Below are 12,277 nucleotides of genomic sequence, written 5' to 3' on the forward strand. Positions count from 1 at the left end.
CGGCTCAGCTTCCAGCTCGAAGCGATCGCAGGCGGGAGAGCACGCGGGCCACGCGGCGCGTGGCCTCGACGAGGTCGGCCTCGGTCGTGTCCTCGCCGATCGAGAAGCGCACGGCGGACGCCGCGCGCTCTGGTCCGAGCATCGCCGTGACGACCGGGGAAGGCTCGGCGGTCCCGGCGCTGCAGGCCGAGCCGCTGGACACGGCGACGCCCTCGAGGTCGAGCGCGGCGCAGAGCTCGTCGCCGCGCCAGCCGGGCCAGGAGAGGTTCGTGACGTGGGGGGCGCGGTCGCCGTCCCCGTTGCGGATCGGCGCGGCGCCCGCCGCGCGCCCGATCTCGACGAGCTCGGCCTCGAGGCGATCGCGGAGCGGGGCGAGCGCTGCGTAGCGGGCAGGACCGCCGATCGCGCGCCGCGCGGCAACGGCGAAGCCGGCCGCCGCGAGCGGGTCCTGCGTCCCGGGCCGCAGCCCGCGCTCCTGCGCGCCTCCGAGCAGGACGGGGCGGAGCCGGATGCCCGGCCGGACCGCGAGGGCGCCGATCCCCTTCGGCCCGCGGAGCTTGTGGGCCGCGACCGACGCGAGATCCGCCCCGGCCCACGCCTCCGGCGGGAGGCGTCCCACGGCCTGGACGGCGTCCACGTGAAGGCGCGCCCCGCGGGCGTGGACGATCGCCGCTGCCTCGGCGATCGGCTGGATGACCCCCGTCTCGTGGTTCACCGCCTGGAGGCTCACGAGCCGCACGGGCGCGACGGCCGCCGCTCGATCCACGGCGGCAGCGATCGCCTCCGGCGCGACCCGGCCGGACGGCTCGGGATCGATCCACGCGACGTGCACGCCGCGGCCGGCGAGCGCCTCGGCGGCGCGGGTCACCGACGGGTGCTCGATCCGCGAGACGACGAGCGCCCCGGATCGCTCGTCGAACGCGTGGCAGAGCGCGAGGTTGTTGGCCTCGGTGCCGCCCGAGGTGAGGACCACGTCGCGCGCGTCGAAGCCCGTCAGCCGGGCGACCGCCTCGCGCGCCTGCTCGATGAACGCGCGCGCCCGACGCCCCGGTCCGTGGACGCTCGCGGGGTTGGCCCAGGCCACCTCGGCCGCGGCCTGCATCGCCGCCAGGACCTCGGGGTGCGGCGGCGTCGTCGCGTTCCAGTCGAGGTAGATGGCGCGAGCGGCTGGGTGCATCAGATGGACGACGAGGGATCGGTGGGCGGCGACGAGGGCGGGCCGAGCCGGCCGGGGGAGCTGCCATCGTCCTGGAAGGGCGCTCGCCGGGCGACCGTCAGGTAGAACGCGGCCCCGGTCAGCGTCTCCCCCTCGATGATCTCGTTGCTGGGAGACGCGACGCGCACGTCGCCGCCGAGCCCCCGGGCGGTGCGCCGCGCGATCGCGAGCCCGACGCCGACGCCGCCGTAGGCGCGCGTGGCCGAGCCGTCGACCTGGTAGAACGGCTCGAAGATGCGCGACTGGCGGTCCGCCTTGACCCCGGGCCCGGTGTCGGCGACGCAGAGCTCGTAGTGCCCCGACTGGAGCACGATGACCCGCACGCCCGCGGTGCCGCCGGCCGGCGTGAACTTCGCCGCGTTCTCGAACAGCTGGATCATCGCCCGCTGCAGGCGGCCCGCGTCGCCCCACGCGGGGAGCGGGCCGCGCGGCAGCTCCTCGACGAGCTGGACCTTCCCCTCGGCGAAGCGGTCGGCGACCTGGGCGAGGGCGCGCCGCGTGGTGTCGAGGAAGTCGTACTCGGAGTGCATGAAGCGCATCCGGCCCGTCTCGATGCCGGTGACGTCGAGGAGGTTGTCGATGAGCGAGCGGAGCCTGCGGACGCAGTCCTCCATCGCGAGGAGCGCCTTCTTCTGCGCCTTGTTGAGCGGGCCCAGCTCCTCGTCGGCGAGCAGCTTCACGTACCCGACGATCGGGGTCATCGGGGTCGCGAGCTCGTGGGAGATGTTGCGGTAGAACTCGGTGCGCGCGGCGTCGAGCTCGCGGAGCCGGGCGTTGGCGCGCGAGAGCTCGGCCACCTTCTGCTCCAGGTGGGCGACGATGCGCTGGCTCTGCTCGCGCAGCCGGAGCGGCCCCTGGGACGCGGGGAGCTCCTCGCGCGCGCCGCTGAGGTACCGGGCGATGATCGACGGGAAGGAGCGCGCGTCGATCGGCTTCTGGAGGAAGCCGTCACAGCCGACGGCGAGGCTCGTGTCCCGGTCGCCCTCGGCGGTGATCGCCACGATGGGGACGCCGGCGAGCGACGCCTCGCCGCGCAGGCGCAGGGTGACCTCGAATCCATCGAGGCCCGGGATGTTCAGGTCGACGAGGACGAGGTCGGGGTGCTGCGTACAGGCGAGACGTACCCCTTCGAGCCCGTCGGCGGCCTCTAGGACCTCGTAGCCCGCGTTCTGGAGCAGCTTGCGGACGAGCAGGCGGTTCGCGGGGTCGTCCTCGATGTGAAGGATTTTCGACATGGGCTCTGCGTGCGCATAGTAGTCGCGATCGCGGGGGTTCAGGCACGTTCTGCGCGAACTTCCACCGCCTGGCCGGGACGCGCGGGCGCGCCCGGCGCCGGGATCGTCCGCTCGTAGCGCTCGTTTGCGGTGCGGGTTGCCAGGCTCGCGCCGAGCGGGTTGCCAGGCTCGCGCCGAGCGGGTTGCCAGGCTCGCGCCGAGCGGGTTGCCAGGCTCGCGCCGAGCGGGTTGACGGAGGGGCAGCATCCCTTCAATACGGGGGCCGCCATGCTCGGCCCTTCCAGGTTCCACCGCGCCGCCGTCACGACGACGCGCTGCCTTCCCTTCCTCGGGCGCTCCCGATGACGACCGCGCACCAGCAAGAGAGCGAGGCTGCCGTCGCAGACGCCGGGGGTGGAGAGACCGCCAGCCTCCCGCTGCCGGACGCGCCGCGCAGCGCGGGCGACCCCCCCGCGAGCGCGGGGAGCGCTGCCCGCGCGCTGCCCGCCCGCCTCGCCTATGCGCTCGCGGCGCTCAGCGGGCTCTTCTACTTCCTCGGGTTTCCTGGGGTGGATCTCTGGCCGATCTCGTTCTTCGGCCTCGTCCCGCTGATCGTCGCGCTGCGCGGACAGACGCCCGCGCGCGCGGCGCTGCTCGGCTGGATCGCCGGCTTCGTCATGACGATGACCGGCTTCTACTGGCTGCTCGAGATGCTGCGGGTGTTCAGCGGATTCCCCACGGTCCTCTGCGCGCTCTTCATGGCCATCCTCTGCGGCTACCAGGCCGGGAGGATCGCCCTGTGCGGCTGGCTCTACGGGCGGGCCGAGGCGCGCGGATGGCCTGGCTCGGTGGCCTTCGCGCTCGCGTTCGTGACGAGCGAGCTCGTCTACCCGCTGCTCTTCCCCTGGTACTACGGCGCCTCGGTCCACAACGCGCCGGTGATGGGCCAGGTCGCGGATCTCGGCGGCCCCTACCTCGTCGGCCTGGTGCTGGTCGCCGCGAACCTCGCGATCGCCGAGCTCGTGATGCACCAGCTGGATCGCGCGCCCCCGAGCCCTGCGCCGGGCGACGCCGGCCCGGCGCGGCGCGGCCGCCCGCTGAACCGCGCGGTCCTCGCTGTGGGGATCGCCGCCCCCGCCCTCGCCGCCGTGTATGGCGTCCTCCGGATCCGCGCCGTGGACGCGGCCGCCGCCGCGGCCGAGCCGATCAAGATCGGGATCGTCCAGCCGAACCTCGCGCTCTTCGACCGTGGGAACGCGCTCAAGATCCACGTGAGCCGGACCCGGGAGCTCGCGCAGCAGGGCGCGGAGCTCGTCGTGTGGAGCGAGGCAGGCGTGCCGCAAGCCTTCCGCGAGTCGGCCTACCAGAGAGAGGTCCAGCGGTCGCTCACGCGCCGCCTCGGCGTCCCCACGGTGGTCGGCACGGTCATCCACCGGCAGGCGGCCGACCGGAACGAGCGCGGCGTGAGCTTCAACACGGCGCTCATGGCCGGCAAGGACGGCGAGATCCTCGGTCGATACGACAAGCAGTACCTGCTCGCGTTCGGCGAGTACCTCCCGTTCGGCGAGATGGTCCCGTACCTCTACAAGCTGTCGCCGAACTCGGGCCGCTTCAGCTCCGGCACGTCGTTCGCTCCGCTCGAGTGGGAAGGCCACAGGCTCGCGACGATGATCTGCTACGAGGACATCCTGCCCCACTTCGTGAACAAGCTGGTCGCCCAGGGCGACCCCGACCTCCTCGTCAACCTCACGAACGACGCCTGGTTCGGCGACTCGACGGAGCCGTGGATCCACCTCGCGCTCGCGAAGATGCGCTCGATCGAGCACCGCCGCTACCTCGTGCGCGCCACGAACAGCGGCGTCTCCGCGATCGTCGACCCGGTCGGGCGGGTCGTCACGCACAGCGACACGTTCAAGGAGCAGTCGCTCCTCGGCGAAGCCCGGTTCATGCACGGGCAGACCGTCTACGGAACCGTGAAGGACATCCCGTGGTACGTCGCCGCGGCCGCGAGCGCCGCGATGGCGCTGTTCACGCGGCCGAAGCGCCGACGGCCCCGGCGCGGCGAAGCCTGAGCTGCGCGCGCGTTCGCGTCGTACTCGCCGACGCCGCGCGCGGCCCGGTTGACGCCGGAGCGACCAGAGAGCGACGGTCACCCGCACAGGAGACGGGCCCAGATCGGCGTTTTCGGCGCGGAAGCGTACTCACGTCTCAGGATTGATCATATTTCCCCCACCTCCCTCGCGGCGCTCCAGCCCTGAACGAGGGTGAGGAGCTGCTCGTAGCCACGGCCCAAGGTCTGCCAGCCGGGCTCGCCGTTTCGCCGGAGGTGTCCGCCGAGCGCGGCGATCGCCAGGAAGGCATCGCGGGCCGTGGCGTTCTCGGGCAGGGGCTTGCGCGCGAAGACCCGCAGCACCGCGAGCTGGGTGGGCGTGAGCACGGCGGTCGCGGGCTGCTCCGGAGCGCGCCGAGCCTCGCTGCGCAGCAGCAATAGCTGCCAGGCGATGGGCGCGAAGAGCGCCAGCACGTTGCGCAAGCCGTGCAGGTCCTCGATCTGGCGCTTCTCGTAGGCGCACCCGGTCTTCAGGGCCTTGAAGAATTCCTCCACCATCCAGCGCGCCCGGTACCAGTCGACCAGCTGCGTCAGCTGCTCGCCGGACTCGACCGGCTCGTTGGTGAGCAGCACCCACTCGACCGGCGCTTCGCCCGGCGGCGGCTCGAGCTCCCAGACACGCACGACCTGAAGCGAGAGTGTCGCCGGCAGCTCACGCGGCTGCGATCTGGGTCGTCGCAGCGTCACGCGCGTGCTGCCAAGGGCGAGCTTCGCCAGGCGTCCGGCACGGGTGGGATGCAGGCGTTTCTGTTGAGGGCTACGGTTGCCCGCCGGCCGTGGGGAAAGCTCTACCTCGCGCACAGCGACCGCTTGAACTTGCGCGAGCGCGTGCTCAAGTTTCGCCTCCTCTCCGAGGGCGGCGGCCTCGACGAGGCGATTGTGTGCCAGCCGGATCACGAACCGATGCCCTGCGCCCAGCAGCTGCGCGAACAGGCCGTAGTCGTCGCCCTCGCGGTCCATGACATGCACCAAGGCGTGCGGAGCACAGCCCAGGGCAGCGACCTGTTCCACCTGCTCTCCCCAGCGGTCGTGCTCGTTGCCCGTCGTGTCCTCGTCGCGCACGTGCGTGCTCAGAGCGAGCACGCCGAGCGGGCGACGCACCCCATCGCCGCTGACGGCCAAGGTGAAGTGGGCGAAGAACGTCTGCCCCGAGGAGCGCAGCCGGCCGAGCCCCTGCCGCTGGCCGTCCGAGCGGAAGGAGAGGGTCGTGGTGTCATGGATGGCGAGCACGACCGGCTCGGCCTCCATGCGCGCGAGGGTGGCGCGCACATGCGGAGCCAGGATCGCCGCGGGCGTGACGGCGTCGTTGCCGAAGAAACGGTACGCAGCCTCCAGCTCGCTGTCGGACAGCAGCGAGGGGAAGCTCTTGTCCGGCGCCTGCGCCAGCTTTTGCACCAGCTTGCTCTGGCGCTTCGAAAGCCGCACATCGCCGAAGGGCGCGTCGCTCATCTCCTCGGCGAGTGCGGCCGCGTTCTCTGCTGCGGGTGAACCCATCCGCAGCTTTGATCACGTCGCCCAGCACACATCAAGCGAGATGTGTAGGATCCTGAGACTCACGTACGCTGAGCACCGAAAACGTCGAGATGGGCCCGTCTCCGAAGCGGATGACCGCCGCTCTAGAGCTTCATTGCCTTTTTGAAGCGCTTCGCGTCGGCGAACATGTCGACGTTCGTGAACACGTACGTCGCGTCGTCGTGCTTCGCGCCGCGCGCGATCTCCGCGAGCCGCTCGATCGCCGGATCCTCGTAGCGCGACTTGTGCCCCGCGGGACCGTGCAGGCGGTAGTAGGCCACCTTCAGCCGCGAGAGGCCCGCGTTCAGCGGATCGCGCGCGGCGAGCGCACCGACCTCCTGGGTGAGCTCGTCGCACTCGTCCGGATCCCACCCCGGCGGAGGCTCGAAGACGACGCGCTCGAAGCGCTTCTTCACGTTGACGAGGAAGTCGCGCAGGATGGCCTTGTTCGCGCGCGTCGGCGTGAACTCCGGGGGGCCGACGAAGACGGCGAGCTTCGCCTCGAGCTCGTCCGCGACCGCCTCGATGCTCTTGAGCGCCGTCTCGATCACCTTGCCGTCCCGAAACCCCTCCTGCCCGATCTCGCGCGGACCGAGCAGGGCGAAACGAAAGCCGCCTGGAGCTTCGCGCCGCCAGCGCCGGATCGTTCCAGGTCCCGGAAGGGACACATGGGTCTCCTGCACCTCCACGAACATGAACTCGCGGAAATAGCGCGTCGCTGGGACGGGAAAACCGGCGCAGCCGACGGTAATCATCGCCCCCACCCTAGCCCACGCGCGCGCTGGCGAGAAGCCAGAGCGATGGATTTCTCGCTCGGCTCGCCCGGATGCCCGAACGAGACGGGGCGCGCGGCCAGGTCGCGGGCGCGAGGACGCAGTCGCAGTGGGTGCCCGCTCACTCCTCGCCCTCGCGCCGCGGCGCCGCTGGCTCGGAGCCTGGGCGCGCCGCAGCGCCGTCGACCGCGCCCGCGCCCGCGCCGGTGGCTTGCCCGAACGGCAGCGCGAGCACGGCGGCGCTGCGATCGACCTTGCGCTGCAGGCGGGCTCGGCGGCGGGCCTGCGCGGGCTCGGGCTCCGCGGTGCCCTGGTCGGCCAGCTCGAGGGCGCGGGAGAAGGCGCGCACGTGGTGCTCGTAGAGCTTCGCGAGCTCGAGGCGCACCGAGGGGTCGTCGATCTCGGCGGCGAGCGCCTCGTAGTCCGCGAGCGCCCGCGCCTTGTCCCCGCGCGCCTTCGCGATGTCGCCGCGCGCGCGCCGCGCGACCGCGCCGCCGCCGCGCTCGACGGCCGCGTCCGCGAGCTCGGCCGCGCGCTCGAGCGCGCCCGCCCGCCGCAGCGTCGCGGCCACCCCGGCGAGATCGCCGGCGGCGAGGCTGCCGAGCGGCTCGCCGTAGAGGCCGACCAGCGCGACCATCGCGAGGACGTCGGCGGCGTTGTGCTCGACGACGCCGAGCAGCGCCTCCTCGTCGCCGGTGCGCAGGAAGTGGGCGTAGCACGCGACGATCTCGCCGCCGGGCACGTCCCCGACGCGCACCCGGCCGAGCACGTCGTGCTCGAGGGCGATGAGGGTGCGGCTCTTCAGGCGGGCCTTGTGGATGCGGCGCGCGACGTGGACGAGATCGAGGTGCGGCAGCTCCGGCGGCGGCGGCAGGCGGTTCATCACGTAGCGCGTGCGCAGGAGCGGCATGTCGAACGCCTTGCCGTTGTACGTGACGATCATCGAGGCGCCGGCGAGGCGCTCGGTGAGGCGGCGCAGGATGGGCTCCTCCTCGCCGAGGCGGCGCAGGAGGAGCTGCTCCATGACGAAGCCGTCGGACGAGGGCTCGCCGAGCGGCCCCGCGCTGTCCGCCCCGGGGTCGAACCAGGCGAGGCCGATCAGGAACGGCACGGTGCCCGTGCCGCCTGCGAGGCCCGTGGTCTCCGTGTCGAGGAACAGCGCCCGCCGCACATCGCAGCCGGCGAGCGCCGGGTCGAGCGACAGGAGCGCGAGCATGGCCGGATCGGCGTCGCGCGCGGCGACGAGCGGCGCGCGGCCGACGCGGGCCGCCGCGAGCGAGCGGGTGCGGCTCGCATAGAGAGGCCCCCCGGGCGTCTGCTCGACATGGAAGGGGAGCTCGCCGCGCGCGGGATCGGCCCTGGGGGTCGGCGGCGCGCCCCGGGCGACGATGCGGGAGATGCGCTCGCGCAGATCGTCGAGCGACGGTCGAGCGACGCCCGTGGACGCAACCGCCGCGGCCGGCGCCGCGTCGCTCGGAGCCGGCGCCGCGGGCGGCGGTGCGGGAGGAGCATCGGAGGGGCCGACGCCGTCCACGGCGGGACCGCGGTCGAGCGACGCCGGCGCGGGGGCGAGCGGCGCAGCGCCGCGCCGCTCCGCCGGGAGCGGCCCGAGCCGCGCGAGCTTCGACTTGAACGACGTCATCGGCCAGTCGCGAGGTTTCCACGCCGGGCACTGCGCATCAAGTCAGTGGTCCAGCGGATGCCTATCAGGGATCCTGGCCCGATCCCTGGCGCGCGGCGCTGGGACCGACACCGAGCTTCGCCCGGATCGAGGCGAGCACCTCGTCGGCTTGCCGCTCGGTCGCGGCGCGATCGCCGGAGTTCTCGATGACGTAGTCGGCCACCGCGACCTTGCGGGCGAGCGGGAGCTGCGCGGCGAGCCGGGCGCGCACCTGGTGTTCGGTCGCGCCGTCCCGCGCCATCGCGCGGGCGATCTGGACCGCCTCGGGCACAGCGACCACGACGAGCGGGCGAAACGCGTCGGCGACCCCGTTCTCGACGAGGAGCGCCGCCTCGTAGCAGGCCAGCGGCTCGCCCTGCGCCTGGAGCTCGGCGGCGCGCTCCAGCGTGAGCGCGGTGATGCGCGGGTGCACGATCGCGTTCAGCTGGCGGCGCTTGTCCGGGTCGGCGAACACCACAGCGGCGACGCGCGCGCGATCGAGCGAGCCGTCCGGCGAGACCACCTCCGGGCCCAGGGTGCGCACCACCGCGTCGAGCCCCTCGGTTCCCTTCGCCACCACCTCGCGGGCGAGCGCGTCGGCGTCGAGGACCGGAAGCCCCCGCGCGCGAAAGTGAGCCGCCACCGTGCTCTTGCCGGATCCCAGGCCGCCCGTGAGCCCGAACAGGACAATCCCCATGGCCGCCTCACCGCCCTCCCTGGAGCGACCGGCACGCCTCTCCGCTGTCTGATCTCGACCCAGCGTCATAACGCATAGCGTTAAACCTGACCCTATCGTCCCGAAGGTCGAGCGCGGCGGGCGTCAAAGGAACGTGCGACCTGCGCCGGCGCCCACGTCTGCCCGGAGCGCCTGCTCGCCTCGTGACCACCACGACCCCAGCCTACCTCGAAGGGGGGTCTGCGACCGTCGAGTTTCCTCGCCGTCGGCGCTTAAGAAGTCCGCTTCTCCGGGAATGCAACTACCATAACTGGGTGGTGGCAAAGATCGATGACCGGCCGGAGTCGAGCCTGCACGCCGCGTTCGATCGCTCGGACGTGCACCGCGGCTCGCCGGACAAGCAGCTCGTGGCGTGGTTGTCCGAGCTCGACGTCGGCGTGATCGAAGTCGACGCCGAGCAGCGCGTGGTGCGCGTCAACGGTGCAGCGGAGCGGCTGACCGGCTGGTCGATCGTCGAGGCGCGCGGCGCGCTGCTCGATCGCGTGCTCCGGCTGATCCCGGCGGCGGGGACGACGAGCGGAGATCCGGACATCGACGTCGGAGAGATGACCGAGCTGTTCGACGAGGGCGCGCCGGCGAAGGCCGCTCCGCCGCTCGCGCTCACGCCGCGGCGCGAGCCGGTGGCGCCGCTCGCGCCGGTGATCATCGACGAGGGCGCGCTGCGCACGCCGGGCGCGCCGCTCGGCGCGCCGGAGGCCGCCGCGGCAGGCAGACCGACGTCCGCGCGGTACACCGCGCTGCTCGAGCGCCGCGACGGCTCTGTCATCCCCGTGCTCCACACGATCGGCACGCTCGCGGGGCGCCCCACGCGCGAGAGCCAGCGCGACTCGAGGCCGCCGCCGCCCCCGCCCGGACAGATCATCCTCTTCCGCGAGCTCGGCGCGCCGGGGCCGTTGCCGATCCACCCGGCCAAGCCCCGCTACGACGCGCTGACGCGGCTCCTCGATCGGTACGCGATCATCGATCGCATCGAGGAGGCGCTGAACGACTGCAGGGCGAACAACACGCCGTACGCGCTCTGCTACATCGACCTGGATCGCTTCCGGCTCGTGAACGCCACGTGCGGGCACGAGGCGGGCGACGATCTGCTCCAGTGGGTCGCGACGCGCGTGCACGAGATCGTCGGCCCGAAGGACGCGGCCGGGCGGATCGGCGGCGACGAGTTCGTCCTCTTGCTCGCGGACAAGAACGAGCGGGAAGCGGAGCGGATCGCGCGCGACCTGCAGATCTGCCTGCTCGAGTTCCGGTTCGGGTGGGCGGAGAAGACGTTCTCGATCGGCGCGAGCATCGGGCTCGTGGTGCTGACACCGCACTTCGAGCGCGCGGTCGACGTGCTCGGCGCCGCCGATCACGCGTGCCGGATCGCGAAGGAGAACGGGCGCGGGAGGCTGCAGGTCTACCTCGACGACCAGCAGATGACGACGAGCCGGCGCTCGATGCAGTGGGTCGCGAGCCTGCAGCGCCACCTCGCCGAGGGGCGGCTCCGGCTCTACGCGCAGGGCATCCACCCGCTCATCAAGCCGGGCGCGGCGCACACCCCCCGCGGCGCGCACTTCGAGGTGCTCGTGCGGCAGCTCGGCGAGGACGGCCGGTTCTACTCGCCGGTCGGCATCATCCAGGCGGCGGAGCAGAGCGGCCTGATCCACGTGATCGATCGCTACGTCGCGCGCCAGGCGTTCCGGCTCATCGGCGCGCTGCCGCAGCACGCGCTGAGGCGCCTCGACACGTGCTCGATCAACCTGTCGGGCGTGTCGCTGCTGCGCGAGGGCCTGCTCGACTTCCTCGTCGAGCAGCTGCACCGGGCGCAGGTGCCGCCGAGCAAGATCTGCTTCGAGATCACCGAGACGGCGGCGCTCGCCAACCTCGGCGAGGTGCTGTGGTTCATGCAGGAGCTCGGCGCCATGGGGTGCCGGTTCGCGATCGACGACTTCGGCAGCGGGCACGCGTCGTACGGCTATCTGGAGAGCCTGCCTGTCGACTACGTCAAGATCGACGGCATGTTCGTGCGCGATCTGAAGGACAACTCGCTCCACCGCGCGATCGTGGAGTCGGTGCACCGCATCGGCGACACGCTCGGCATCAAGACGGTCGCCGAGCAGGTGGAGAACCAGGAGATCGCCGAGCTGCTCACGTCGATGGGCATCCACTACGCGCAGGGGTGGCACTTCGACAAGCCGCAGCCGCTCGTGGACCTCTGCGGGTCCCTGCGCGCCCAGGGCGAGCCGAGCATCCCGGACACGAGCGGCTCGCCGGAAGGCCGCTGACGCGATCGCGGCGAGACCGGCCGCGCCACGCGCCGGTCTCGCCGCGCGATCCGCTGGATCCTACCTAGAAGAGAAGCGCCGACGATGTCGTGAGCGTGACGCCGGCGGCCTGCATCTCGGCGAGCGCCGCGGCGACCCCGGCCTCGGTGATGCCGGCGACGGCGTCGGTCAGGAGCGCCGTGCGGTAGCCGCGCTGGGCGAGGCCGAGGGCGGCGGCGCGGACGCAGTAGTCGGTCGCCACGCCGTAGACGACGAGCTCCGGCGCGTCGCCGAGCGCCGCGGCGAGGTCGCGCAGGAACGCCTCGGCGAGCGGGTTCGCGAAGAGGCTGTAAACCTCCTTCTCGAAGTAGACCGCCTGGCTCTTGCCCGCCGCGAGCTCGCGCACCGCCGCGTCGATGGGCGCGCGCTCCACGTTCGGGAGGAAGCGGAAGCGCGGCGGCAGCGTCCCCTCGACCTTCAGCCAGCCCGGCGTCCCCTTCACGCAGTGGTCGGGGAAGCCCGGCTTGCCGCCCTCGGGGGCCGGCGTGTCGTTCGACGCGAACTCCCACGCGTCCCACGCGTGCGAGTCGACCGAGCCGACGATGGGGATCCCGTGCGCGACGGCGTGCTCGGTGAGCCTCCGGAACAGCGCGTTCGGCGAGCCCTGCACGTAAAGCGCGCCGGTCTCCTCGCAGAAGTCCCGCTGGACGTCGACGTCCACGAACACCCTCGGGGGCGATGATTGCCGCGTCCATTTACCGCTCGCCATGTGCTCGTCTCCTGTCGTGGGGGGAGCGCGCGGCCTCGCGGCCG

The 12,277-nt window shown here is 72.6% G+C and carries 9 protein-coding genes; 2 read left to right on the forward strand and 7 right to left on the reverse strand.

The window, feature by feature from the left end:
• Window positions 1-4 precede the first annotated feature (4 nt).
• The gene (locus POL72_RS29630; RefSeq protein WP_272099396.1) at window positions 5-1,177 is read right to left on the reverse strand and encodes a cysteine desulfurase family protein; all 1,173 of its coding nucleotides are present in this window, start codon (window positions 1,175-1,177) and stop codon (window positions 5-7) included.
• The gene (locus tag POL72_RS29635) at window positions 1,177-2,451 is read right to left on the reverse strand and encodes a hybrid sensor histidine kinase/response regulator (RefSeq protein WP_272099399.1); all 1,275 of its coding nucleotides are present in this window, start codon (window positions 2,449-2,451) and stop codon (window positions 1,177-1,179) included. The genes POL72_RS29630 and POL72_RS29635 overlap by 1 nt, the downstream gene beginning before the upstream one ends.
• 341 nt (window positions 2,452-2,792) lie before the next feature.
• On the opposite strand from POL72_RS29635, the gene lnt reads away from it, so the two are divergent.
• Complete coding sequence (lnt, locus tag POL72_RS29640) at window positions 2,793-4,502, forward strand: apolipoprotein N-acyltransferase (RefSeq protein ID WP_272099400.1); 1,710 nt, start codon at window positions 2,793-2,795, stop codon at window positions 4,500-4,502.
• Between the two features lie 146 nt (window positions 4,503-4,648).
• On the opposite strand, the gene POL72_RS29645 is transcribed toward lnt, so the two are convergent.
• The 4 genes from POL72_RS29645 to coaE all read right to left on the reverse strand — a co-directional run bounded on the left by POL72_RS29645 (window position 4,649) and on the right by coaE (window position 9,182).
• Window positions 4,649-6,034 carry an IS4 family transposase gene (locus tag POL72_RS29645; RefSeq protein ID WP_272093452.1) on the reverse strand — a complete coding sequence of 462 codons (1,386 nt, stop codon included), beginning with the start codon at window positions 6,032-6,034 and terminating at the stop codon, window positions 4,649-4,651.
• Between the two features lie 122 nt (window positions 6,035-6,156).
• Entirely contained in the window at window positions 6,157-6,807 is a 651-nt protein-coding gene (locus POL72_RS29650; RefSeq protein ID WP_012236337.1) for a DUF72 domain-containing protein, read from the reverse strand.
• 139 nt (window positions 6,808-6,946) lie between these two features.
• Complete coding sequence (locus POL72_RS29655) at window positions 6,947-8,467, reverse strand: ribonuclease H-like domain-containing protein (protein WP_272099402.1); 1,521 nt, start codon at window positions 8,465-8,467, stop codon at window positions 6,947-6,949.
• Between the two features lie 64 nt (window positions 8,468-8,531).
• Entirely contained in the window at window positions 8,532-9,182 is a 651-nt protein-coding gene (coaE, locus tag POL72_RS29660) for a dephospho-CoA kinase (RefSeq protein ID WP_272099404.1), read from the reverse strand.
• A gap of 296 nt (window positions 9,183-9,478) precedes the next feature.
• Between coaE and POL72_RS29665 the strand changes: the two genes are divergently transcribed.
• Window positions 9,479-11,485: a putative bifunctional diguanylate cyclase/phosphodiesterase gene (locus POL72_RS29665; protein WP_272099406.1), complete on the forward strand. Its 2,007-nt coding sequence runs from the start codon at window positions 9,479-9,481 to the stop codon at window positions 11,483-11,485.
• 64 nt (window positions 11,486-11,549) lie between these two features.
• Here POL72_RS29665 and POL72_RS29670 read toward each other — a convergent pair whose 3' ends face one another.
• Entirely contained in the window at window positions 11,550-12,233 is a 684-nt protein-coding gene (locus tag POL72_RS29670; RefSeq protein ID WP_272099408.1) for a cysteine hydrolase family protein, read from the reverse strand.
• Window positions 12,234-12,277: the final 44 nt, after the last annotated feature.

The organism is Sorangium aterium (assembly GCF_028368935.1).
GTDB lineage: Bacteria > Myxococcota_A > Polyangia > Polyangiales > Polyangiaceae > Sorangium > Sorangium atrum.

What these genes read in the sequence shown, in the direction of transcription:
- POL72_RS29630 (WP_272099396.1), bottom strand. Translation starts at nt 1,177, where the DNA reads ATGCACCCAGCCGCTCGCGCCATCTACCTCGACTGGAACGCGACGACG.
- POL72_RS29635 (WP_272099399.1), bottom strand. Translation starts at nt 2,451, where the DNA reads ATGTCGAAAATCCTTCACATCGAGGACGACCCCGCGAACCGCCTGCTC.
- lnt (WP_272099400.1), top strand. Translation starts at nt 2,793, where the DNA reads ATGACGACCGCGCACCAGCAAGAGAGCGAGGCTGCCGTCGCAGACGCC.
- POL72_RS29645 (WP_272093452.1), bottom strand. Translation starts at nt 6,034, where the DNA reads ATGGGTTCACCCGCAGCAGAGAACGCGGCCGCACTCGCCGAGGAGATG.
- POL72_RS29650 (WP_012236337.1), bottom strand. Translation starts at nt 6,807, where the DNA reads ATGATTACCGTCGGCTGCGCCGGTTTTCCCGTCCCAGCGACGCGCTAT.
- POL72_RS29655 (WP_272099402.1), bottom strand. Translation starts at nt 8,467, where the DNA reads ATGACGTCGTTCAAGTCGAAGCTCGCGCGGCTCGGGCCGCTCCCGGCG.
- coaE (WP_272099404.1), bottom strand. Translation starts at nt 9,182, where the DNA reads ATGGGGATTGTCCTGTTCGGGCTCACGGGCGGCCTGGGATCCGGCAAG.
- POL72_RS29670 (WP_272099408.1), bottom strand. Translation starts at nt 12,233, where the DNA reads ATGGCGAGCGGTAAATGGACGCGGCAATCATCGCCCCCGAGGGTGTTC.